This is a genomic window from Bradyrhizobium sp. B120 (genome assembly GCF_049075665.1).
Lineage (GTDB): Bacteria > Pseudomonadota > Alphaproteobacteria > Rhizobiales > Xanthobacteraceae > Bradyrhizobium.
Map to the genome: position 1 here is coordinate 2,551,400 of NZ_CP185242.1, position 23,508 is coordinate 2,574,907.

The following is a 23,508-nucleotide window of genomic DNA, read 5'->3' on the forward strand; positions in this document are numbered from 1 at the left end:
ATCAAATGGCCGGCTACTCGGCGGCCTTCGCGGTCTTGCCGAACATCCGTGTCGGCGCAGCAAAGCCGCAGGATGTGCCGTCGGTGATCTTGACCTGATCTTCCCAGGGCAGGCGGAAGCGGCCGGACACCATGTCCTGCATGAAGGTGTAGGGGCAATCCATCGCGCCGCCTTTGACCGCGACATAGCCGCGGTGCCAGAGCTGATAGATGTTGTTCTCGACGCCCCAGTTGATCCGCGCTTCGCGCACGAGGTCGGGTCGCACCTCGGCGGTGATGATCTCGTCGGCCCGTCCCGTGGTCCCGTGCGCGATGATGCTGCCGTCGAAATTGACGATCATGCCTTCGCCCATCGAGTCGAACGACCCGTCCGAGCCGCACATGCAGACATTGGCCGTCACCATCAGGTTCTGGAACGCGTTGGCCTGGTTGGTGAAGCGCCAGCTGTCACGGATCGGCGCGGTGTAGCCTGCGGTGCGGATCATGATCTCCGCGCCCTTGTAGGCACATTCGCGCGCCATCTCCGGGAACATGCCGTCGTGACAGATGATCAGCGCGATCCTGGCGCCTTTCGGTCCGTCGATCACGGGAATGCCGACATCGCCCGGCTCCCACGGCTCGACCGGAATCCAGGGATGGAATTTGCGGTAATAGAGCTTGATCTCGCCGTGATCGTCGATGATCAGCCCGGAATTGTAGGGGTTGCCGTGCGGGTTGAACTCCATGATGGAGAAGCAGCCCCAGATCTTGTTGTCGATGCAGGCCTGCTTGAAGGCCGCGACTTCAGGCCCGTCGAGCCGGCACATGATCTCCGGATTGGTATCCATCGAGAGACCGTGCAGCGAATATTCCGGGAAAACGACCAGATCCATGGTGGCGAGATTGCGCCGTGCCTTGCCGACCATCCAGACGATGCGCTCGGTCTGCCGCGCCAGATCGGCCTTGGTCACCACCACGGGCAGCTGCAGCTGCACCAGTCCGATCACGACGCCATTGGGTGACTTGTTGAGACCGCCAAGTCCATTCATGCCTGTCCTCCCGCCTGTTTGAAATGGGCTGTCATTTTCGCGAACGATTGTTGTCGTTCGCTCGGGCTTCCGTCCGGCCCTTAGCTAGCAACGATCATGCCAGCAAGATCGAACGACCGGCAAATCAGCTGCCGGTGAGAACCTGGGAAGATGGCGCGGAGAACGGCCGAGCGTCCCAACGAATTGAGATGCCGGACGTTTCGGGCGGTTGAGGGCACAAGCCGCATCATTGCGCAATGGCACGCGGTTTGCTTGATCAAATGCGGGTCTTCTCGCATTCGGGGCGTGCGCCATGGCGAATTCAAGCGGGACAATCGCGGCGGAGCCGGCGCCGATCACGCTCGACTGGAGCAAGACCGCGCTCGTCATCATCGACATGCAGCGCGATTTCATGGAGCGAGGGGGTTTCGGCGAGACGCTCGGCAATGACGTCGGCCAGCTTGCCCGCGCGGTGCAGCCGATCGCCGCCGTCCTCGCCGCGGTACGCGACGCCGGGCTGCTCGTGGTCCATACCCGCGAGGGCCATCTGCCCGATCTCTCCGACGCGCCGCCGGCAAAGCTCGAGCGCGGCGCGCCGTCCTTGCGGATCGGCGACCCCGGGCCGATGGGGCGGATCCTGATCCGCGGCGAGGCCGGCCACGACATCATCCCCGAGCTCTATCCGCAGGGCAGCGAGATCGTGATCGACAAGCCCGGCAAGGGCGCGTTCTACGCCACCGAATTCGGCGACATCCTGCAGAAATACGGCATCGAGAATCTGCTGGTCTGCGGCGTCACCACCGAAGTCTGCGTGAACACCACGGTGCGCGAGGCCAACGACCGCGGCTACCGCTGCGTCGTGATATCAGACGGCTGCGCGTCGTATTTTCCGGAATTCCACGAGATGGGCCTGAAGATGATCAAGGCCCAGGGCGGCATCTTTGGTTGGGTCACCGATTCAGCCGCGGTGCTGGAGGCGCTCGCTGCGTAGAGCGTGATGAGATTAGGACGCACACTCATCAACACGCAGCCATAGCTGGATCGAAGTGCCTAGCCCTTCGCGGCGGGTACGGGCGGCACCGGCAGAATGATTTCGGAAGCGACCTTCCAGTCCTTTCCGACGCGAAGCCAATTGATGATCATGAGAAACGGCCTGGCTGTTCCATCCTGCCCCGCATAAGAGACCGTGATGTTCATCGGCACGTAGGACTCGGCGACGTCACGCGTCAGGCCGACAACCCTGAGCTTCGAATAATCCGGCTCGAGCACGACCGGACCGGAGCTGCCGATATCATGCAGCTTCTGATCAATCGCCTCGTTGCCCCAAAAGCCGGCCCAGTTCCCCTCGGACGGGATTGCGCTCTTGGCCACCAACAGGGTCGACGGCGATTGCCAGAACATCCCATGCAGAGCCTTGAAATCGTGCTTGTTGGCCAATTCCATCAGCCTGCCGAACTGCGATTTTATCGCGCTGAGGGTCGCAGCATCCAGCGGCTCTTTCCTGACGGCGGGGGAAGCAGACGCGACCGTCCCGGTGGCAAGAGCCGTGGCAGCGATGGTGGCAAGAAATGTCTTGTACATGCAGGAATTTCCCTTCGAACGTCTGGCTCGCGTCATGACAACGCCCGTGGCGGTTCGCGATTGGTACGAGTTGCGACTTCCATCGGCGAAAGCTCCATCAGGATGTTCTAGCTTGCACGATGCGTTCTGCATTCTCTGAGCGAGCGTGCGCGCTCCCGGCGCGTTCGCGCCGGGAGCAGTACCGTCACTTCGCGAGCGCGGCCTTTTCGATGACCTCGGCAACTTGCTTCGCATGGACGACGAGCGAGGCATGGCTGCCGGCGACTTCCGTCGTCTGCGCCTTCATCCTGGCTGCGAACGACTTCTGGGCCTCGGGCGCGAGGACCTTGTCCTTGGTGCTGATGACATAGAAGGTCGGCTTGTCGTGCCAAGCCGCAATGTCGACGGGGGCTTCGAACGCAACGTGGTTCAACGGAAGCTGCGAGTTGGCCAGGTGCGCGGCGATTTCCGGAGGAAGGTCGGCCGCGACGGCTGACGGAAACACCTTGGGATCGATGTACAAATTGCCCTTCGCGTCGGGATGAATCGCATTGCCGCCTTCGGTCGGCGGGCCGGCCTTTGCCAGCGACGCCAGGGATTCACCGACCTCCGGCGCGAAAGCGGAGACATAGACGAGCGCCGACACCTTCGGATCGTTACCGGCCTGCGTGATCACCACGCCGCCCCATGAGTGGCCGACCAGAACGGTCCTGCCGTCCTGCTTCGCGAGCGCCTGCTTGGTGGCATCAACGTCGGCGGCGAGCGAAGTGAGCGGATTTTCGACGAGCGTGACGTTGTAGCCTTTCTTCGTGAGAATATCGGCAACGGGCTGCCAGCTCGTCTGGTCCACGAAAGCGCCGTGCACGAGTACGATGTTGTGGGCTGCTCCCTTGGGCAACTCGGCGGAATGGACGGATCCGACCAATGTCGTTCCGGCCAGAAGTACGGCGGCGGCTGAGAGGAAGATATTTCGCATTGATTGTTCCTGTTGGCGTATCGGACGAACACGGTCCGGAGGAATGGACAGGCGTTTCCAGCAGGGTCGCGGTTCTTCCATCTGCCGTTGGCAAAATGGTTGCCGCTCGTAACGTCGGCCCGCCGCGACGTGACCTATTCCGCCGGTCTTTCGGACGATAGGGATCAATCGTCCGTATGTTGTGTCGGATCGTCCGCCGGTCTAATCTCGGCGGCATGGATATACTGGCCCAAGTGCTCGATCGCGTTCGTCTCGGCGGGACGCTGCTGTTTCACTTCGAGCTCGGCCATCCCTGGAATCTGGAGTTGCCGGCGCGCCCCTACGCCCTGTTTCACTATCTCAGCCGCGGCTCGGCGACCCTTGCGCTCGGACAGGGACAGGAAATCCAGATGACGGAGGGCGATTTTGTTGTGATCACCCGCGGCGAGCCGCATGTGTTCTATTCGGATCGCCGGGCCAAGCCTTTGCAGATCATCGATATCGATCGATCGTCGCCGCGTCTTGGCGTCGTTCGTCACGGCGGTCGTGCAAAGCCGCTCTCGACCATGATCTGCGGCAATTTCACCGTCTCACGGCCGCTGTTCGGTAGCGTGCTGGAGCTACTGCCACCCGTGCTCCTGCTGAAGCCAACGGCGGACAGTGAGTGGCTTGAGGCGATCCTGCGTCGCATGGTCAGCGAGTCCGCGCTCGAGCGTCCTGGCCAACGCGTCGCGCTCTCACGACTAACGGAAGTGCTCTTTGTTGAGGTATTGCGAAACTGGATCAAGTCCCTCGGTCCCGGAGAAGGCGGGTGGCTCGGGGCGATATCCGATCCGCACATCGGACCCGCACTCAAGCTGATCCACGAAAACCCGGAGCGGCCTTGGGCCCTGAGCGACCTCGGCCAGCGTGTGGGGCTCGGCCGCTCGGCTTTTTCGGCCCGTTTCACCAGGCTCGTCGGCCAATCCATGCATCGTTATGTCATCGAACGCCGGATGGCAGAGGCGGCGTTCCTGCTCGAAACCAGCGACGAGCCGATCGCACGAATTGCGAGCCGGGTCGGTTACGAGACCGCGGCGGCGTTTTCGAAGCTGTTCCACCGGCATCACGGCCTATCGCCTGGCCGGTACCGAGCAACTCGACGATCTGACGGCGGAGGAAGGCAAGGGGATGTTCAGGAAGCAGAAGTTGCCGAATGACCTTGGCCCAGATGTCCGCTCATAGCCCGGCTCGGACTTTCCGCGATGTGCGCTTTTGGGCAGCTGCTTGAGGATGAGCGGACATCATCCGCGCCCTTCTCGGCTTTCCATTTTATGGGTACGCGCCTGGGCTGCGGCGGCGGATAAGGCGCGTTCCCTTCGTGCCAGATTGCCAACGACGCGCGTTGCGGTCGAGCAACACTTTCTGGAAAAGCGTCGGCCCAGCGGCTTCCGCCCATTGCGCGTTTACATTTGATCCGAATGATTGACGCCGTCACGTGCTTGGCTGTGCAACAGGGCTCGGATCGAGCCTTTGGAGGCTTCGGGATGATGAACCCGCGGCGAATTGCGACGGTGACGCCGGAGTTGTGCGGGACGGTCGTTCTCGTAGTTTCGCTCATTGCCTGGCTTGCCGGCTCTGCCGACATCGGGAACACCGGAGCAGTGCCCGTCGAGGGACTCGCACCATCTCTCGCCGCCAATGCCGAACCGGCTGATACGCGACAGGCAGCTGCAGTCGCCAACGTGAACGCTGACGTGGCGATGGCTGCCGAACCCGTGACGCGGCCGGCCTCCGACGCGACGGTCACGCCGCAGGCAGGCGTCATGGGCAGCGCTGTCGCTGACGCCGATGCGGCGATGGCGGTTGAATCGATGCCGGCGCCGCCGGCCCCTGACGCGACAGCGACCTTGAGCGAACCGAAATCAATCGTCGTGGCTGCGTTGCCGGATTCGTCGCAGATGCTGCCGGTCGAAACATCGCCGGAGCAAACGGCGATAGCGAGCACGCCTCCAGTGTCGAGCGACACCAAGGAGGCCGCGAGACCCCTGGATATTTTCGAAGAGTGCCTCGTCGTTGATGTGTGCATCGACCGGTACCTGTGGGCCCTCTACGAGCGGACGCCCAAGGAAGACACCATCAGCGTACAAGAGCAGCGGAAAGTGACGGTCAAAAGGAAGCGCAAGACGGTGACCGTCACCAGGACGTTCACCAGGCGCGTCGATAACGATTTCACGTGGAAGGATCCGAAGGCGGCGGAAAGAATGGCCATGCCCTTGATCGACTACGTGATTGGAGGGGTGGATCGGAGCTTCAAGCTCAAGCTGTTTCACGCGCTTTACGCGGCCGAGCAGGCCGGGTTGTCGCCCGGGATAACCAGCGCGTTCCGCGATGACTACCGTCAATCGATCGCGAGCGGCCTGAAGGCGGCGTCCGACAAGTCGTACCACGGAGGGAGCTTCCGCGGCGGCTATGGCCACGGGCTTGCCGCTGATGTCGTGAGCGTCAAAGGCGCGACGCGGGCGGAGCGTTGGGTCTCCACCGAGGCCCTTTGGAAATGGATCGATGCGCGTGGACCGGATTTTGGAATCGGGCGACCGTATCTCGATCGAGATCCGCCGCATGTCGCGCCGATAGACGGCAAGGAATACGCCGCTCACCGCGGCGTGACGAAAGCTCAGCACGCGGAAGCGGATATCAAGAAGCGCAACCGGGGCGCTGTGCGGGTCGTGGCGAAACGATCAAAAACCGCAAAGGCGTCGAAGGGGAGAACGATCTGATCGGGTTCGGCTGCGCCTTTCAACACGACGCAGGCAAGAATGCCTAGCAATCCTATCATTGTGCAAAAATACGGCGGCGCCTGTCTCGAAACACCGGCAAAAATTCGCGCAGTCGCGAGCAGCGTCGCCGACTTGCATGGCCGTGGCCATCGTGTCGTGGCGATCGTTTCAGCGATGGGCAAGACCACCGACGAACTCGTCAGGATGGCCTATCAGATCAGCCCGCATCCCAATCGCCGCGAACTCGATATGTTATTGACCACCGGCGAGCGCATCAGCATGTCCTTGATGAGCATGGCGCTGTCTGATCTCGGCGTGCCGGCGATCAGCTTTACCGGCAGTCAGGCCGGCGTGATGACCGATGGATCCCATTCCTCCGCACGCATTCTGGATGTGCGACCGACTCGCGTGCGTGAAGAGCTCGATCGCGGACGTGTCGTGGTTCTGGCGGGCTTTCAGGGCGTGAATCCGCTCACCAAGGAAATCACGACGCTTGGCCGGGGTGGCAGCGATACCACCGCGGTCGCCATGGCTGCGGCACTCCAAGCGGAGTGCTGCGAGATTATCAAGGAGGTCGACGGAGTTTGCTCGGCTGATCCGCGCATCGTCGCAAATGCAAAAACCTTGCGTCAGCTGGATTTCGCATCCCTATCCGAAATGTGCTTCTGGGGCGCCAAGGTGCTGCATTTTCGCAGCGTGGAGCTGGCCCACAGCCGAAACGTGCCCCTGGTCTTGAGAAAGTGGGGCGGCGCTCGACACAGCACGCAAGTGATGAAGGAGGTCGCGGACATGGAGAACGGAAGAGTCCTGGCCGTCAACTCGATGGCTCGCATTGAGCATGTGGAGATCGATTCGGCGGACCTCAATCAAGGCTTTGAGAAGTTCGCGCAGCATCTCGAGCAAAACGGCTTGCCTTGGCCGCAACTCCTCGCCTCGGCTTTCGCCGCCGAAAAAACCCGCATCATGATGACTTCCGATTCGGAGACGCTCGACGCGTTGCTGCGTACGCTGGAGAGGAGCAAGGACCTGCGCAAACAGCGCGAGACTCTCAGTTCGGTGAGCCTCACTTGCTTCGGCGGTATTTCTTCGGACCTGCCATACAAGGCGGTTCAGATTCTGCAACGTCACGGGATCATCGCCGACAAGTATATCTTGTCATCGCATTCGGTAAGTTTCTTTGTTCCGACAGAGAGCCGCGAGGCTGCGGTCAGGGCCTTGCATTCGCTGATCTAGTTGAAACTTGGAAAAGGGCGATGTCGTCTATTGGCCCGACCCGGGCCTTCGGCCGCCGCAGGCAGGTTGTTTTCGATATTCTGGCGGCGCCCCTGCGACGGCCCCATGACTTCATATTGCCCTAGCCACCCTTCACCGCGCCCGCCGTGAGCCCGGCAACGATCTGCCGCTGCGCCAGCACGATGCCGCCGATCGCCGCGGTGCTGAGGGCGCTCGCTGGCTAGTTTGCGCTCTGTGATCCCCAAGTTCGCATAAGAGTGGGCCACATGTGCCTGGCGCGCTCAACGCCGCATCGAGGCGCGGATGTCGGCGGGCGTCGCGCCGTAGCGGCGGCGGAACGTGCGGTTGAAATAGGACAGATCGCCGAATCCGGCTTCGAACGCGATGCTGCTGATGTTGCGATCGCCCCAGCGCGGATCGGTCAGCAGCCGATGGCTCTGCGTCAGGCGGGCATTGAGGACGAATTCGGTGAAGGTCGTTCCCTCGTCGGCGAACAGGCGCTGAAGACTGCGCGGCGAGAGATTCTGGCGCGACGCGACGGTGATCAGCGTGAGGTCGGGATCAGAGAAATGCGCATGGACGTCGGCTTTGGCGGCGGCAAGCCGCGCGGCGCGCAAGCCCCGGTCCTTGGCCACAGCCGCCCCGTCGCGGGTGGCGCCGATCACCAACGCCGCGAGGTCGTAGATATGGGTGACGACGACTTGCCGTAGTTCGGGCGTCGACATCGGCTCCATGCGGATCAGCTTTTGGAGATAGAAGGTCAGCAGTTTTACGGCTTCGGTATCGCGCGGCACCGGGCGCATCAGCGCATCTTCGGGATACGACACGAGCGGCGTTAGCGCGTTGCGCCGCAGCCGCAGGCTGAGGAATCGCGTCAGCGACGGAGAGATGCTCACCCACGGCTCCGTGGTCGACATCAGGATGGCATCGCCGGCAGCGCCGATGACTTCGCGACCCCGGTGCGATAGGACGGGCGTGCCGCTCAGCGAGATGCGGAGCATGAGGTGGTCGGTGCCGTCGAGCAGGTCGTGCGTCACGGCAGTGCGTAGATTGCCGAGGGTCCAGGATCCAAAGCACAGCTCGGGCAGGGCCTGCGCCGTCGCCTCGGCATGGAACGGCCCGTCATGCAACGGCATCGTGTCGAACTGAAAGACGCGGCGTCCGATCGCTTCGCGCCATATCGCGAGCCGGTTCTGCGCCGGCCATTCGGCGGTCGAGAATCGGAGCGTCGTGGGTTCTGGGGACTCTGACATCATGGGCTCGCAGGCGTTGTGTCCTGATCCGTGTTGCCGCATTGTGGCACGAGTGTCCCGCTCCCGACGAACGTCAAATCCGCCACACTGGGTTCAAAAGGTCGGGGCTGGCGTCTCCGTCCCAGTCCGTGACGCGCCTAGCCAAGCAGGCTCAATCGGCCATCGCTGTACGGGGAGTCGACGAGGGAGTTTGTTCGGCGTGCGCGCGGGTTCCGTGACGCGCGTCACGCTCTCATTTGCGTAATTTCGGAATACTAGAAATATATCCCTGAGTTGCCCGACGTGTCAAGTTGCCTGGTCGAACGCCCGCCGCCGCCGGCTACTTTGCATGGGGTTGTTTTCGATATTTTGGCAGCGCCTCTGCGAGGGCTCCATGACGTCATATTGCTCTAGCCGCCTTTCACCGCGCCCGCCGTCAGCCCGGCGACGATCTGCCGCTGCGCCAGCACGGTGAGCAGCAGCACCGGCGCCGTCACGATCAATGCGGCGGCGGCGAGCGGGCCCCAGCTCAGCTGGTCGAACGAGATCATGTTATAGACCGCGACCGGCAGCGTGCGCGTCTCGCGCCCGGCCAGCACGATGCCGAACACGAAGTTGTTCCAGGAGAAGATCACCGCGAGGATGAAGGCGACCGCAAGTCCGGGCCTCGCGATCGGCAGCGCGACATGGCGGAACACCTGCCAGCGGGTGGCGCCGTCGATCAGCGCGGCTTCCTCCAGCTCCAGCGGCGTGGTCTCGAAGTAGCCGATCATGATCCAGATCACGATCGGCACCGTGACCACGAGGTGGATGATGATCTGCGGTACCAGCGTGCCGAGCAGGCCGAGCCACTGAAACAGCAGGAACAGCGGGATCAGGTACGACAGGCCCGGCGTGATGCGCGCGATCAGGATCACGATCGCCGATTTATGCGCGGCCATCCGCGCAATGCCGTAGCCGGCGGGCACGCCGACCAGCATCGCAAGCCCCGTGGCGCAGCCGGTGACGACAAGGCTGTTGCTGAAATAGGTCAGGAAGCGGTTGGAGGCGAATACGTCGGCATAGTTCTTCCAGGCAAAATGCTCCGGGATGAACACCGGCGGATAGGAGGCGTTGTCGATCTCGAACTTCAGCGACAGCGAGGCCATCCAGAGGAAGAACAGGATCGCCGGCGAGACGATGACGGACACCGACAGCCACAGCCCGATCCGGCCGAGGACGTAGCGCGGGTTCATGCTTCGCCTCCGAGTGCCGACGTCCACAGCAGGCGCTTGCGCAAGTAGAGCAACAGCGCCGCCAGCGCCACGATCAGGAGGAAGAACACCACCGCGATCGCCGAACCGTAGCCGAGGTCGTAATAGACGAAGGCGACGCTGTAGAGATAGACGTTGATGGTTTCCGACGCCGAGCCCGGCCCGCCTTGCGTGATCGCGAAGATGATGTCGAAACTCTTCACCGCGTCGATCATGCGGATCATGCCGGCGATGAACAGGAACGGCATGATCAGGGGTAGCGTGATGAAGCGGAACACCTGCCAGAAATTGGCGCCGTCGATCTGCGCGCTCTCATAGGGCTCGGTCGGGATCGCGGCGAGGCCGCCGAGCACGATCAGCATCACCAGCGGCGTCCATTGCCAGGTCTCGACCAGCACCAGCGACGGGATCACCGTCGTCGGGTTGAACACCCAGAGCTGCGGCGGCAGGCCGACCAGCGACAGCAGATAGTTCAGCACGCCAAGCTGCGGGTGGAACATCATGGTCCACACCAGCGCGATCGCCACCGGCGTCGCCATCATCGGCATGATGAAGATGCCGCGCAGAAAGCCGCGCGCGGCGAATTTCTGGTGGAACACCACCGCCGCCAGCGTACCGAACACCAGCGGCAGCACCACCGACAGCGCGGTGTAGGACAGCGTGTGCCCGACCGCCTCGACGAAGCGCGGATCGGTCGGCAGCCGCAAATAATTGGCGAGCCCGACGAAGACGGTCGGCGAGCCGACCTTCCATTCCTGCATGCTCATCCAGATCGTGAACACCCAGGGAAAGATGATCACCGCCAGCACCACGACGAGCGCCGGGATCACGAACGGCCAGTAGGATGGCGGCCGCCATTCACGCGCCCGCGCGGCGTTGTTCTCGGCCGCCGCCGGCGAAGCTTGTGTCACCACGCTCACGCTTTTTCACTACGCTCCAGGATGGGGCGGAATTGCTCGTGCGCCTTCTTCAGCTCGGTGGCGGGATCGGCGCCCGACAGCGTCGCGGTCAGCGCCGCACCGACGATGTCGCGGAATTCGGCGACCGGGATGATGACCGGCAGGCCGAGCTTCGAGATCTTGGCGGAGTCGACCACCGACTGCAGCCATTCCTTGGTCTTGACGCCCTTGGCGACCTCGGGGTCGTCGACGATGGAGTTGCGGAACGGCACGCCGCCGCCGGCCTGCAGCAGGCGGGCGCCCTGTCCCCGCGAGACCACCCATTGGCAGAGCAGGTAGGCGGCTTCCTTGTTCTTGCTCGCCGCGGGAATGCCGATGCCGTCGCCATAGGTCGACGAGAATTTGCCCTTGGGCCCGGCGGGCACCAGCGTGTAGCCGACCTTGCCGACCACGCGCGAGGCGGCGGGGTCTTCCAGCGGCGGCGCCCAGCCGTCGGCGTCGATCCACATCGCGGCGCGGCCTTGCGTGAACGAGGCCATCGATTCCATCCAGTTGAAGCCGGCGACGCCGGGAGGCGCGCATTTCGTCAGCAGCCGCTGATAGAGCTTGGTGGCTTCGACGGCCTCGGGGCCGTCGGTCAGGATGTTGCCCTTGGCATCGAGGAATTCGCCGCCATAGTTCAGATAGAAGTTGGTCCACATCGCCATGTTGGCGTTGCGCAGGCCGCGGCCGACGAAGCCGTAGATGCCTTCCTTCGGATCGGTCAGCTTCTCGGCGGCGACCGCCATCTCCTCCAGCGTCTTCGGGACCTCGACGCCCTTCTTCTGGAACAACTCCTTGTTGTAGTAGAGGATGAAATAGTCGACCGACCACGGCAGCGACAGCATCTGGCCCTTGTCGTTGCGCGCATATTGCAGACCGGCGGCCGAAAAATCGCTCTCGACGAGGTCGGGCGGCGTCAGGCTCGGGTCCTTGAGAAAGCCCGACATGTCGGCGAGCCAGCCGGCCTTCTCGAATTGCCGCTTCTGTACGTGATAGCTGAGATGCACGACGTCGAAGCTCGGCTTGCCCGAGGACAGCTCGATCACGCATTTCTGGCGCTGCTGCTGCTCGGGAATCTGCTCCGATTCGACTTTGATGCCGGAGAGCTCGGTGAATTCCTTGATGTACTTCTGCAGATTGTCGCCGCGCGGCCCCTTGGCGAGGATCACCTCGAGCGTGGTGCCGGAGTATTTCTTCCAGTTGACCTCGGCGCGGGCCGGAAATCCGGTCAATCCAACCGCGCCGGCGGCAGCGGTGCCGGCCAGCATCTGCCGGCGCGAGATCAGGTGATGCGACATGTTTCTCTCCCAGGGACGGCTCTTGTTTGGGAGGGATACTAGCGTCTCAACTTTCCGTGCCTAGCCCCCACATGCGCGACGCCGCCTCATAACGCTGCGCCGCGCATGGTATGGCAGTTATGCCTTGACGAAGGCGAGCAGGGTGCCGTTCGCAGCGGCCGGCGGGACGGTGATGCCGCTGCCGCTCTTGACGCCGGTCGCGCCGAGCGCCTTGTCGGTTGCGACGAGGTCGGCCGCGATCACGAGACCGGCGCCGCCGCGATCGGACAGGCCATCCAGCGATACGCCGGGATAGCGCTTGCCGAGCTGATCCCTGGTCAGGAACACGAAGTCGGCGCGGTCGCCGCCGGAGGGCACCGCAACCGCACCGTCGGGATCGTGTCTCGCGGCGATATCGATCATCTTGGAGAGATGCGCGGCATCGGCTGCGGGATCGGGCGAGACGATCATCGCCTGCTTGAGGCGTTTTGCCCCATTGGCGTGCGTCATCAATTCGGGGATCCACACCGTCTCGCGGGTCTTGTGCTGGCAGGCGAAGATGCGAACGCCGCCGGGCGCTTCAGCGGTCGGCCACTGGAAGGTGCGGAATTTCGCGGCTGAGACGGTGCCGTTCGGCAACGTCACCGGGCGTTCGAAATCGGTCGGCCCGACCGGCGGATAGCCGCGCGCGCGGATCTCCTCGGCACCGGCGGTGGAATCGACGGCGGTGAACGCGATGCGTTCGATACCTTCGCCGCGCTTCTCGAGGAAGGCGCGCGCCGGAGCATTGTGTTCCGTCGGCGTCAGCACGCCGAGCAATTCCATGTAGTCGGGGTCGAACATGATGGTGTAGTTGCCCGATCCCATATGCGCGCTGTGGGTGCCGCGCGGCGACACGGTGAAGCCGAGCCGCTTGTAATTCTCGGCCGCCTTGTCGAGGTCTTTCACCATGACCACGGCGTGATCGATTCCGATGACGTTCTTGAGTGCCACTTCTTGTCTTCCCGGCTGGAATGAGAGAGTAGAGTAAAGTAAAGCTAACCAGAACGCGAGGCCCCCGCAAGAAAGGATCATGATGAGCAGCAATGCCGTGCGCTGGCCCGATTCGCTCTGGGCAGCAGCGACGCCACCGGGCCCCGATTGCCCCGAATTGACGGGCGTGCAGCAGGCCGACGTCGTCATCATCGGCGGCGGCTTCACGGGTCTGTCGACCGCGCTGCATCTGCGCGAGGCCAATGTCGACGTCGCGATCGTCGAGGCCGCCGAGCCGGGCTGGGGCGCCTCGGGCCGCAACAACGGCCAGGTGATCCCGACGCTGTCGCGCCCCGATCCCGAGGACATCATCAAGAGGCACGGCGCGGCCGGCGAGCGCTTCGTCGCGATGCTGCGCGACAGCGCTGCCATGCTGTTCGACGTCGTCAAGCGCTACAATATCGAGGCCGAGCAGGAGCAGGCCGGCTGGGTGCAGCCGGTGCATTCGCCGGGCCGGATCAAGATCGCGGAGCGGCGGGTGCAGCAATGGTCGAAATTCGGCGCGCCGGTCGAATTGCTGTCGCGCGACCAGACCAGGGACATGCTCGGCTCGGATGCCTGGTACGGCGGCTTCTGGAACAGGACCGGCGGTCACGTCAATCCGCTGGCGCTGGCGCGGGGCCTCGCGCGCACCGTGCTCGGCCCCGGCGCGCGGATCTACGCCCGTTCGCCGGCGCTGAGCTTCGAGCGCCGCGGCGATCGCTGGGTGGTGAAGACCGAGAAGGGCGAAATCTCCGGCCGCGCGCTGGTGGTCGCGACCAATGCCTATAGCGGCGAGTTCGCGAAATCGCTGGTGCCTGAGATCGCGACCGAGGTGATGCCGGTGCTGTCGTGGCAGATGGCGACGCAGCCGCTGTCGGACAATGTGCGCAAGACCATCATTCCCGGCCGGCAGGCGATGTCGGACACCCATGGCGAACTGTATTTCGCGCGCTATGACGCCCGCAACCGCCTCGTCACCGGTGGCGCCGTGCTCGGCCCGGGCGACAAGACCGGGCGGCTCAAGGCGCGGGTGACCGAGCGGTTGCAACGACTATGGCCGCAGATCGGCGATGTCTCACTCGACTATGTCTGGAACGGCTATGTCGGGATGACCGCGGATTTCCTGCCGCGCATGCATCGCCTCGGACCGAACGCCTATGGCTGGACCGGCTGCAACGGCCGCGCCGTCGCGCTGACGATTCCGCTCGGCCGCGAGCTGGCAAAGGCGGTGCAGGGCGTGCCGGAAAGCGAGCTGGCGCTGCCGTTCACCGAGCCGGTGCAGTACATGGCGCACGGATTGCTGCGCAAGCTCGCGCCCTGGATGCTGGTGCTCTACAGGCGGCGCGATGCGCAGGAGCTGGTCAAGGGCGATCGCTTCGAGTTGCTGCGCTGGGCGGAGCATTTGCTCGCGTCGCGCCGCTCACGGTGAACGCGGCGCAACCTCGCGCCGCGCACGCGAGATATAGAGTGTGGAGGGGCCAGCCGCCCGAGATGAGGACTGGTCAGGCAACGTCGTGCTCCGAAGAGTGGGAGCCCAAACTGGTCCGGTGGAGCGCCGCGGTCACGAGGATGCCGCCGTTGGCGGATAGTGTTGTCGAGGAAACCCCGACGGGACGCAGGCGTTATTGCCACATAGCAATCCTGGGAGGTGGGCATGGCGAGGAAGCGCATTGGTATTCTCACGGGCGGCGGCGACGTCCCCGGCCTCAACGCGGTGATCAAGAGCGTGACTTATCGCGGCAGCGAGGACGACATCGAGGTTGTCGGTCTCCGCCGCGGCTGGGAGGCCCTCACACACCTGAACCTCGACGACCCGGCCAGCAAGTCCCATTACATCATCCCGCTGAACCGCGAAAACACGCGCGTCATCGATCGGCGCGGCGGCACCGTGCTGCACTCGAGCCGCACCAATCCCTCCAAAATGAAGAAGTTGCCTGATCATCTCGCCGGCCACGACTTTCCGGTTTCCCAGAGCACCAAGGGGGGCATCGCAACCACGACGTGGGACCTCACCAGCGAGGTGCTGGCGAACCTCGCAGGGCTCGGTATCGAACATCTGATCGCCATCGGCGGTGACGATACTCTCAGCTACGCGGACAAGCTCAACGGGCGAGGCGTCAAGATCATTGCCATCCCGAAGACGATGGACAACGACGTTCGCAACACCGAATACTGCATCGGCTTCTCGACCGCGATCACCCGTGCCAGCGATGCCATCCAGCGCCAGCGCACCACCGTCGGCTCGCACGAGCGAATTGGCATTTTCCGCGTCTTTGGTCGCGATGCCGGCTTTACGGCACTCTATACCGCATACGCAACCTCGATCCGATGCGCCATACCAGAGCACAAGGTCAATCTCGACAAGCTGATCCAGCTTCTCCTCGATGATAAGCACGGCAACCCAAGCAACTACGCGCTGATCGTGCTCAGCGAGGGCGCCGAGTGGGAGGGCTACAAGGTGCAGGAATTCGGCGAGCCTGACGCCTACGGTCACCGCAGGAAGGCGAGCGTGGCCGAAGCGTTCGCGGACGAGGTCAAGCGGCGCACCGGCGAGGAGACCATCGTCTCTGACCTCACCTACGACCTGCGGTCAGGCGATCCGGACTTCATCGACAAGCTTGTGGCGTTGACGTTCGGCAACTTGGCCTACGATGCAATCCTGGAAGGCAAAACCGGGCTAATGTCGGCGCTGGTCGAGGGCCGCTACGACCTCGTGCCGATCCCCGACGCCAAGCTCGGGCCGCGCAAGTTGGACGTCGCAAGCGCGTACAACAAGGAGCGCTACCGTCCTCTCTATTCCAACAAGCGGGGCTTGCCGATCTTTCTCAACCGCGCCTTCTAGCGCGGGAGGTGGTAACCCCATCGAGCTTGGCTGGCCATTCCGAATGTGTCGTTGGCGCGTATCGACACGAGCCGGTAGCGGGGCCATAATTCCGCGTGGATCCTACACAGGGAACCCGTCGTATCACACTCTTTTCGAGAATGAGCGCGCCGTCGCCCCTGGCGCAGCGAGCGCCGAGGCGAAGGCGCTGAGCTGTGGGTCGGAGGGATGCTTATGAAACTCACCATTTCGGTCATCAAGGCTGACATTGGCTCCGTTGGGGGCCATACGAAGCCATCTGCGCGCATGATGGCGGCTGTCGAAGGGGAGGTCGCGAAAGCGATCGACAACGGACTCCTGATCGACGGTTTCGTCCGCCATACGGGCGACGATATTGCGATCATCATGACGCACACGCGGGGCGAAGGGAGCTCCGAGGTCCACCAATTCGCCTGGAAGACGTTTCTGGCGGCCACCGCGGTTGCGAAGACCTCCGGGCTCTACGGCGCCGGCCAGGATCTTCTCGTCGACGCCCCCTCCGGAAACGTTCGCGGCGCGGGTCCGGCCGTCGCCGAGCTCAGTTTTGACCACAGCCTCTCGGGCGCGAGACCCGCGGAGTCCTTCATGGTGTTCGCCGCCGACAAATGCGGTCCCGGCGCCTACAATCTGCCGCTCTATCTGGCCTTTGCCGATCCCATGTATTGCGCCGGGCTGATGCTGCCCCCGATGATCAAGGGCTTCCGTTTCCATATCATCGATATGGACAACACGGCCGGCGACAGCGTGATCGAACTCGATGCGCCCGCGGACGGCTACCACATTGCGGCGCTGCTTCGCGACAACGAGCGCTTCGGCATTGATCGCATCGTCTCGAAAACCTATGGCGAGGTCGCCGTCGCCGTTTCGGCGCAGCGCCTTCACTCCATCGCAGGCAAGTACACCGGCAAGGATGATCCGGTCGCGATCGTCAGGAACCAGGGCATTTTCGCGGCGCCCGAAGAAATCATCTCGCCCTTCGTCAAGGCGCACTTCGTGGGCGGCGATGCGCGCGGCTCGCATGTGATGCCGCTCATGCCGGTGCCGCTCAACACCCCGGTGACGGGGATGTACTGCCTGCCGATCGTTTCCTGCGTCGGCTTCTCGATCGACCGGGACGGGAAGTTTTCGGAGTCCTATACCGATTTCTTTGACAACCTTGCGTGGGACGAGGTCCGCCAGCGCGCCCAGCGCAAGGCGATCGAGATGCGCAGCCAGGGGTGGTCCGGCGCTGCGATGCTACCCTATTCCGAGCTGGAATATGGCGGCTTCCGCGACACGGTATCCGGATTGCTGAAGCGCTTCCGGCTGCGCGAGGAATCCAAGCCACAAGCGGCGGAGTAGAGCCGCGCGTGCCCGGCTACACGGTTGCGGTGTCGTGCTCGCGCGCGAATGCGCCGCCGGGGATCGCTGCGAGCAGCGCCTGCGTATAGGGATGCTGCGGCCTGCCAAACACGTCGGCGGTCAGCCCTTGCTCGACCACGGCGCCATCCTTCATCACGGCGACGAGGTCGCAGATCTGCGCGGCGACCCGCAGATCGTGGGTGATGAAGATGATAGAGAGGCCGAGCTGCTGGCGCAGTCCGGCGAGCAGCTTCAAGACCTGCGCCTGCACCGAGACGTCGAGCGCCGAGACCGGTTCGTCCGCCACCAGCACGTCCGGCTTCAGCGCCAGCGCCCGCGCGAGGCCAATGCGCTGGCGTTGGCCGCCGGAGAATTCATGCGGAAAGCGATCGCCAGCGGACGGATCGAGCCCGACCAGTTCGAACAGTTTTCGCGCTTCCGCGATCGCGGTTGTGCGGTCGGTGCCGTGCACGATCGGTCCCTGCGCCACCAGCTCGGCCGCCTTGCGGCGCGGGTTGAGCGAGGCGAACGGATCCTGGAACACCATCTGGATATGGCGGGTCTCGCGCCTGATCTCCTCGCGGCCGAGCTTCGCCCAGTCCTTGCCGTCGAGCACGATCGATCCGCTGTTGGGATCAATCAGCCGGACGATGCAGCGCGCGAGCGTCGATTTGCCCGAACCGGATTCCCCGACGATGCCGAGCGTCGCGCCGCGCGGCAGGCGCAGCGAGACGTTCTTGACCGCCTCCGTCACCCGCGCGCCGCGGCCGAGGAAGCCGCCGGTGCGGTAGGTCTTGGAGACGCCGTCGATAGTGAGAATGTCCTTGCCGGAGAGGATGCGCGGCGGCGGCGCCTTCAGCGGCGGGACCGCCGCAATCAGCTGTCTGGTATAGGCATGCTGCGGATCGTTCAGCACCTTGTCGGCCGTGCCTTGCTCGACGATCGCGCCGTGCTGCATCACCACGACGCGGTCGGCGATCTCGGCGACGACGCCGAAATCATGGGTGATGAACAGCACCGCCGTCTTCTTGCGCTGCTGCAGATCGCGGATCAGTTTCAGGATCTGCGCCTGCGTCGTGACGTCGAGCGCGGTAGTCGGCTCGTCGGCGATCAGAAGCTTCGGGTCGAGCGCGAGCGCCATCGCGATCATGGCGCGCTGGCGCTGGCCGCCGGACAGCTCGTGCGGATAGGCCTTTGCGGCCGCCTTGGGATCGGGGATGCGCACGTCTTCAAGCAGCGCGAGCACGCGCGCCTGGATCTCGGCCTTCGGCAGGCCGGTGTGGATCGCAAACATCTCGCCGATCTGGTCGCCGATGGTGCGCAGCGGATTGAGCGCCGTCATCGGCTCCTGGAAGATCATCGCGATCCCGGCGCCGCGCACCTCGCGCATTTCGGCCGGATCGGCCGCGCAGAGGTCGCGGCCGTCGAACATCATCCGGCCCCGTTCGATGGCGACCTCGTTCGGCAGCAGCCGCATGATGGCGTTCGCCATCATCGATTTGCCAGAGCCGGACTCGCCGACCACGCAGAGGATCTCGTTGGAGGCGACCGACAGGGAGACGTCGGATAGCGCGTGCGGCCGGTCGGCGCCCTTGGGCAGGCGCACGGTCAACCCGTCGAGCGAAAGAACCATGTCGCTCATCGGCTCTTCAGCCTCGGATTGAGCGCATCGTTGAGGCCCTGACCGACCAGCGAGACCGCGAGCACGGTGACGAGGATCGCAATGCCGGGGATCGCCGAGACGTACCACTGCACCCGGAGCACGTCGCGGCCGAGCCCGATCAGATTGCCCCAGGAGGCGACGTTGGGGTCGGATAGCCTTAGGAACGCCAGCGCGCTTTCCAAGAGGATCGCGACCGCCATCACCACACTGGCATAGACGATCACGGGCGGCAGCGCGTTGGGCAGAATCTCGCCGAGGATCAGCTGGAGGTCCTTCATGCCGAGTGTCTTGCCAGCCTGCACGAATTCGCGGTTGCGTAGCGACAGGAACTCGGCGCGGGTCAGCCGCGCCGGCGCCGGCCACGACACCACGCCGACCGCGATGGTCACCGTGGTCAAGGTCGAGCCGAACACCGCGACCAGCACCAGCAGCAGCACGAAGTTCGGCAGGGTCTGGAATGCCTCGGTGATCCGCATCAGCACATTGTCGACCCAGCCGCCATAATAGCCGGCGAAGGCGCCGACCAGGATGCCGATCAGGATCGCAATCACGGTGGCGACGCCGCCGATCAGGAGCGAGATCCGCGCGCCGTAGAAGATCTGGGCGGCGATGTCGCGGCCGGAATTGTCGGTGCCGAGCAGGAAGCGCGGATTGGTGAACGGCCAGACCAACGGCCGGCCCGCCAGCGCGAGCGGGTCGCGCGGATAGAGGAAGCCCGCGCTGACAGCCATCGCGATCACGAGCAGCAGCAGGATCAGGCCGATCACTGCGGCCGGGCTGCGGAAGTAGCGTTTCACGGTGTCCATCGTCAGCCCTCCGCCGCGATGCGCGGATCGAGCCGCGCGTAGAGCAGGTCGACGACGAAATTCACGACAATCACAAGGAGCGCGGAGACGAAGACGATGCCGAGCAGGGTGTTGAGGTCGCGCTGCACCACGGATTCATAGGCGAGGCGGCCGAGGCCGGGCAGCGAAAACACGCTCTCGACCACGACCGAGCCGCCGAGCATGGTGCCGGCCTGCAATCCGATCAGCGTCACCATCGGCAGCAGCGCGTTGCGCAGCACGTGGCGGGTGATGACGTGGGTCTCGTCAAGGCCCTTGGCGCGGGCGGTGCGGACGAAATCGAGGTTCAAGACCTCCAGCATCGAAGCGCGCATGATGCGCAGATAGATCGCAAGGAAGATCAGCCCGAGCGTCAGCGTCGGCAGCACCAAATGCGCGGCGATATCGAGCACGCCCCGGATGCCGGTCTGCACTGTTCCGATGTCCTGAAAACCGCCGGATGGCAGCCATTGCAGATAGACCGAGAATACCACGATCGCCATCAGCCCGAACCAGAACGAGGGCGTGGCGTAGAAGATCAGGCCGAGCGTCGAGATCAAGGTGTCCGGCCAGCGGTTGACGCCGCGCGCGGCGATCACGCCGAACACCAGGCCGAAGAAGAACGCGAACGACAGCGACGCGGTCATCAGCAGGATGGTCGGCGGCAGCCGTTCCAGGATCACGGTCGCCACCGGCTTGCCGTAGATCGAGGAGAAGCCGAGATCGAGCCGCACCAAGTGCCACAGATAATTGCCGAGTTGCGCCGGAACCGAGAGGTCGAGCCCGTAGAACTTGCGCAGCTGTTGCGCGGTCGCGGCATCGCCGCCGCCCATCTGCGCCATCAGCGCATCGACGGTGTCGCCCGGCGCGAGCTGCAACAGCAGGAACACGCCGATCAGGATCAGGAACAGGGTCGGGATTGAGGCGGCCAGCCGCCGCCCCGCAAGGCTCAGGATACGCATCGGTTATCTATAGCGTGTTCAGACGAAGTGGACACCGGTTCGCATCGGATTGGCGCTGGCCACTCCGTTACCTCGCCCCGCTTGCGGGGAGAGGTCGGATCGCATCAAAGATGCGATCCGGGTGAGGGGGTACAGGTCCATCGATAGATCAATATCGCGGAGAAAGCCCCTCACCCCAGCCCTCTCCCCGCAAGAGCGGGGCGAGGGAGAAGCAAGGCGCGCCGCCTCAAGCCGAAAGCCACAGATCGTGCCAGCTCGCCGAGCCCCAGCGCGGCGTGTTGGAGTGGTTGCGCGCCTTGGCCGTGATCACGGTGACGAAGATCTGCTCGATCGGCATCCAGACCGGCAGCTCGGTGTTCACCTCCTTGACGAAGTCGGCATAGAGCGCCTTGCGCTTGGCCGGATCGACCTCGGTCGCGGCATCGTCGATGGTCTTGTCGACGATCTTGTCCTCCCAGCCCCACTGGTTGGTCCACGGCGCGCCCTTGGGCTGGCCGGAGCGGTACCACACCGTGGTCGAGACCGCGGGGTCGTTGCGATACTGATGCCAGCCGGTGGCGAGATCGAAGGCATGGTCGTCATAGACCTGCTTGAGGAAGCCGCCGCCGTCGTTGCGCACGATGTCGACCTGGATGCCGACTTCGCCCAGCGACTGCTGGATGAAGGTCGACCACAGCGAGATGTCCTCGCCCCACGGCGCCGGCAAGAGCTTCAGCGAGAAGCGGTTGCCGCCGGTGGCCTTGAAGCCGGCCTCGTCGAGCAGCGCGATCGCCTTGGCCTTGTCATATGGATATTGCGGCGTGTTCGGCCCGGGATAGAAGTCGGTCGAGGTCGACGGGATCGGGCCGGTGCCGAGCTTGGCGAAATCGCCCAAAAAATTGTCGATGAAGAACGGCACGTTGATCGCATGCGCGATGGCGCGGCGGACGCGGATGTCGGACAATTCCTTGCGGCGGAAGTTGAACTCGATGGTGTTGGTGCGGGCGTTGCCCTCATTGCCCTTGGTCTGGACGATGAAGCGCTTGTCCTTGCCGAGCCGCGCCATGTCCGAGATCGTCAGCCCCGAGAACGGGCTGTAGTGCAATTCGCCGGCCTCCATCTGCGCGGCCGCGGCGGCGCGGTCGGTGATCACCTTCCAGACGATACGGTCGAGATAGGGCGCGTTCGGCCGCCAGTAGTCCGGATTGCGGTCGGCGATGATGTATTGCCCGCGCTCGTATTTGACGAATTTGAACGGGCCGGTGCCGACCGGCGCCAGGTTGGTCGGGTTCTGCCTGATGTCGCCGCTCTCATAGAGATGCTTGGCGGAGACGTAGCCGAGGTCGGGCAGGGCCCGAAGCAAGAGGTTCAGCGGCATCGGCCGCTCGTAGCGGAAGATCGCGGTCTGCGGATCGGGCGTATCGACCGCCGTGAGGAACAGCTGCAGCGTCGATCCGTAGTTGAGGATCTTCTTCCACATGTTCATCGCGGTGAAGGCGACGTCCTCCGAGGTGAACGGCTTGCCGTCGTGCCAGGTGACGCCCTTGCGCAGCTTGAAGGTGACGGTCTTGCCGTCCGGCGTCGCTTCCCAGCTCTCGGCGAGCACGCCGACCGGCTGTCCCTGGGCGTCGAGGTCGACCAGGTTCTCCTGGATCTTGCCGCCGATGATGTAGACGCCGGTCGAGGCCTGGATGCTGGGGTTGAGCTGGCGCTGCTCGGCGCCGTAATGGACGTTGAACACGCCGCCCTTGCGCGGGGTTTCCTGCGCGAATGCCCGCATCGGATTGATGACGTTGGCCGCAATCGCGGCCGAGGTCAGAAGGGCCGTGCGGCGGTTGATCTCAAGGCGGGACAAATCCATACGCGGGGTCTCCAGAACATACAAAAAGGCTTGCATCGGGCGGCCAGCCGATCGGCCGTGGCGCCCCTTTGCGATGTTACGATGGAATGGGAACCCGAGTCGAACCCGAGTCATTTTCTAATGCCTCGGCCTTTTGGAGGATCGTTCCCGAAACCTGAAGTGGCGCGCCGCAGCGCATCGCAACCCGAATTCCGCGCCACACTGTCGCACGCCGGCGGCGCGAGACGCGTCGGGTGATTCTCTCGAAGGGGTGTTTCGGGAGCCCCGAAGCGGCGCAAACGCTGTAATTTTAGGGGTCGGAAGCGACTTGACTGGAAAAAACACTGGAAAAAACCCTGATTCGGGGGCTGTCCACAGCGATATTGCTGTGGTGAGTGCAGAAAACACTGTTTTTCTCGGCGTTTTCCGCCATATCGTGCCCACTCCAGAATCAATGGAGCAACCATGGCTACCCAACTGTCGAAGTCGCAAGTGATCGAGAAGATCGCGACCACCACCGAACTTTCCAAGCGCGACGTCAAGAACGTTTTGGACTCGCTCGTCGATGTCGGCCACAAGGAGCTGAAGAAGGCCGGGGTGTTCCTCGTCCCCGGCTTCGCGAAGTTCGTTGTGGTCAAGAAGCCGGCGACCAAGGCGCGCAAGGGCACCAACCCCTTCACCGGCGAAGAGATGATGTTCAAGGCCAAGCCGGCCCGGAAGATCGTCCGCGCACGGCCGGTCAAGGCCGCCAAGGACGCGGTTTAAGAATGAAAGGCCTCCGGTGACGGAGGCCTTTTGCTTTTGAGCCG

At 63.8% G+C, this 23,508-nt stretch carries 20 protein-coding genes; 8 read left to right on the top strand and 12 right to left on the bottom strand.

Annotated features, from left to right (window positions below; genetic code table 11):
• Window positions 1–13: 13 nt before the first annotated feature.
• Window positions 14–1,027, bottom strand: coding sequence for a formamidase (locus ACOIX3_RS11740; protein ID WP_420969956.1), 1,014 nt, complete (start codon window positions 1,025–1,027; stop codon window positions 14–16).
• 292 nt (window positions 1,028–1,319) lie between these two features.
• Here ACOIX3_RS11740 and ACOIX3_RS11745 point away from each other — a divergent pair, with 292 nt between their 5' ends.
• Window positions 1,320–1,997 carry a cysteine hydrolase family protein gene (locus ACOIX3_RS11745; RefSeq protein WP_420969958.1) on the top strand — a complete coding sequence of 226 codons (678 nt, stop codon included), beginning with the start codon at window positions 1,320–1,322 and terminating at the stop codon, window positions 1,995–1,997.
• A 59-nt stretch (window positions 1,998–2,056) separates the two neighbouring features.
• Here the strand turns inward: ACOIX3_RS11745 and ACOIX3_RS11750 are convergent, their stop codons facing one another.
• Window positions 2,057–2,587, bottom strand: coding sequence for a hypothetical protein (locus ACOIX3_RS11750; RefSeq protein WP_420969960.1), 531 nt, complete (start codon window positions 2,585–2,587; stop codon window positions 2,057–2,059).
• A 184-nt stretch (window positions 2,588–2,771) separates the two neighbouring features.
• Window positions 2,772–3,542: an alpha/beta fold hydrolase gene (locus ACOIX3_RS11755; protein ID WP_420971715.1), complete on the bottom strand. Its 771-nt coding sequence runs from the start codon at window positions 3,540–3,542 to the stop codon at window positions 2,772–2,774.
• A gap of 215 nt (window positions 3,543–3,757) precedes the next feature.
• Between ACOIX3_RS11755 and ACOIX3_RS11760 the strand changes: the two genes are divergently transcribed.
• The 3 genes from ACOIX3_RS11760 (at window position 3,758) to ACOIX3_RS11770 (ending at window position 7,513) form a co-directional block, all read left to right on the top strand.
• Window positions 3,758–4,720: a cupin domain-containing protein gene (locus ACOIX3_RS11760; RefSeq protein ID WP_420969962.1), complete on the top strand. Its 963-nt coding sequence runs from the start codon at window positions 3,758–3,760 to the stop codon at window positions 4,718–4,720.
• A 327-nt stretch (window positions 4,721–5,047) separates the two neighbouring features.
• The gene (locus ACOIX3_RS11765; RefSeq protein ID WP_420969963.1) at window positions 5,048–6,280 is read left to right on the top strand and encodes a peptidase M15; all 1,233 of its coding nucleotides are present in this window, start codon (window positions 5,048–5,050) and stop codon (window positions 6,278–6,280) included.
• Window positions 6,281–6,319: 39 nt separating this feature from the next.
• Complete coding sequence (locus ACOIX3_RS11770) at window positions 6,320–7,513, top strand: aspartate kinase (protein ID WP_420969965.1); 1,194 nt, start codon at window positions 6,320–6,322, stop codon at window positions 7,511–7,513.
• Between the two features lie 281 nt (window positions 7,514–7,794).
• Here the strand turns inward: ACOIX3_RS11770 and ACOIX3_RS11775 are convergent, their stop codons facing one another.
• From ACOIX3_RS11775 to ACOIX3_RS11795, 5 genes are all read right to left on the bottom strand, one after another.
• Window positions 7,795–8,649 (bottom strand): helix-turn-helix domain-containing protein, encoded by an 855-nt coding sequence (locus ACOIX3_RS11775; protein WP_420969966.1) that lies wholly within the window; start codon window positions 8,647–8,649, stop codon window positions 7,795–7,797.
• A 506-nt stretch (window positions 8,650–9,155) separates the two neighbouring features.
• The gene (locus tag ACOIX3_RS11780) at window positions 9,156–9,980 is read right to left on the bottom strand and encodes a carbohydrate ABC transporter permease (protein ID WP_420969968.1); all 825 of its coding nucleotides are present in this window, start codon (window positions 9,978–9,980) and stop codon (window positions 9,156–9,158) included.
• Window positions 9,977–10,918: a carbohydrate ABC transporter permease gene (locus ACOIX3_RS11785; RefSeq protein ID WP_420969970.1), complete on the bottom strand. Its 942-nt coding sequence runs from the start codon at window positions 10,916–10,918 to the stop codon at window positions 9,977–9,979. Before ACOIX3_RS11785 ends, ACOIX3_RS11780 begins: the two co-directional genes overlap by 4 nt.
• A complete protein-coding gene (locus ACOIX3_RS11790; RefSeq protein WP_420969972.1) occupies window positions 10,915–12,237 on the bottom strand; it encodes an ABC transporter substrate-binding protein in 1,323 nt (440 codons plus the stop codon). The genes ACOIX3_RS11785 and ACOIX3_RS11790 overlap by 4 nt, the downstream gene beginning before the upstream one ends.
• 117 nt (window positions 12,238–12,354) lie before the next feature.
• On the bottom strand, window positions 12,355–13,209 hold the full coding sequence (locus ACOIX3_RS11795; RefSeq protein ID WP_420969974.1) for a VOC family protein: 855 nt from the start codon (window positions 13,207–13,209) through the stop codon (window positions 12,355–12,357).
• Window positions 13,210–13,291: 82 nt separating this feature from the next.
• On the opposite strand from ACOIX3_RS11795, the gene ACOIX3_RS11800 reads away from it, so the two are divergent.
• From ACOIX3_RS11800 to ACOIX3_RS11810, 3 genes are all read left to right on the top strand, one after another.
• On the top strand, window positions 13,292–14,659 hold the full coding sequence (locus tag ACOIX3_RS11800) for an NAD(P)/FAD-dependent oxidoreductase (protein WP_420971716.1): 1,368 nt from the start codon (window positions 13,292–13,294) through the stop codon (window positions 14,657–14,659).
• 225 nt (window positions 14,660–14,884) lie between these two features.
• Window positions 14,885–16,072 carry a 6-phosphofructokinase gene (locus ACOIX3_RS11805; RefSeq protein ID WP_420969976.1) on the top strand — a complete coding sequence of 396 codons (1,188 nt, stop codon included), beginning with the start codon at window positions 14,885–14,887 and terminating at the stop codon, window positions 16,070–16,072.
• 213 nt (window positions 16,073–16,285) lie between these two features.
• Complete coding sequence (locus ACOIX3_RS11810) at window positions 16,286–17,431, top strand: fructose-1,6-bisphosphatase (RefSeq protein ID WP_420969978.1); 1,146 nt, start codon at window positions 16,286–16,288, stop codon at window positions 17,429–17,431.
• A gap of 16 nt (window positions 17,432–17,447) precedes the next feature.
• Here ACOIX3_RS11810 and ACOIX3_RS11815 read toward each other — a convergent pair whose 3' ends face one another.
• From ACOIX3_RS11815 to ACOIX3_RS11830, 4 genes are all read right to left on the bottom strand, one after another.
• A complete protein-coding gene (locus ACOIX3_RS11815; protein WP_420969980.1) occupies window positions 17,448–19,073 on the bottom strand; it encodes an ABC transporter ATP-binding protein in 1,626 nt (541 codons plus the stop codon).
• Window positions 19,070–19,900, bottom strand: coding sequence for an ABC transporter permease (locus tag ACOIX3_RS11820; protein ID WP_420969982.1), 831 nt, complete (start codon window positions 19,898–19,900; stop codon window positions 19,070–19,072). Before ACOIX3_RS11820 ends, ACOIX3_RS11815 begins: the two co-directional genes overlap by 4 nt.
• Window positions 19,901–19,902: 2 nt before the next feature.
• Window positions 19,903–20,880, bottom strand: coding sequence for an ABC transporter permease (locus tag ACOIX3_RS11825; protein ID WP_375784384.1), 978 nt, complete (start codon window positions 20,878–20,880; stop codon window positions 19,903–19,905).
• A 226-nt stretch (window positions 20,881–21,106) separates the two neighbouring features.
• On the bottom strand, window positions 21,107–22,720 hold the full coding sequence (locus ACOIX3_RS11830) for an ABC transporter substrate-binding protein (RefSeq protein ID WP_420969984.1): 1,614 nt from the start codon (window positions 22,718–22,720) through the stop codon (window positions 21,107–21,109).
• 444 nt (window positions 22,721–23,164) lie between these two features.
• Here ACOIX3_RS11830 and ACOIX3_RS11835 point away from each other — a divergent pair, with 444 nt between their 5' ends.
• Window positions 23,165–23,464: an HU family DNA-binding protein gene (locus ACOIX3_RS11835; RefSeq protein WP_021077434.1), complete on the top strand. Its 300-nt coding sequence runs from the start codon at window positions 23,165–23,167 to the stop codon at window positions 23,462–23,464.
• The last annotated feature ends 44 nt before the right edge of the window (window positions 23,465–23,508 follow it).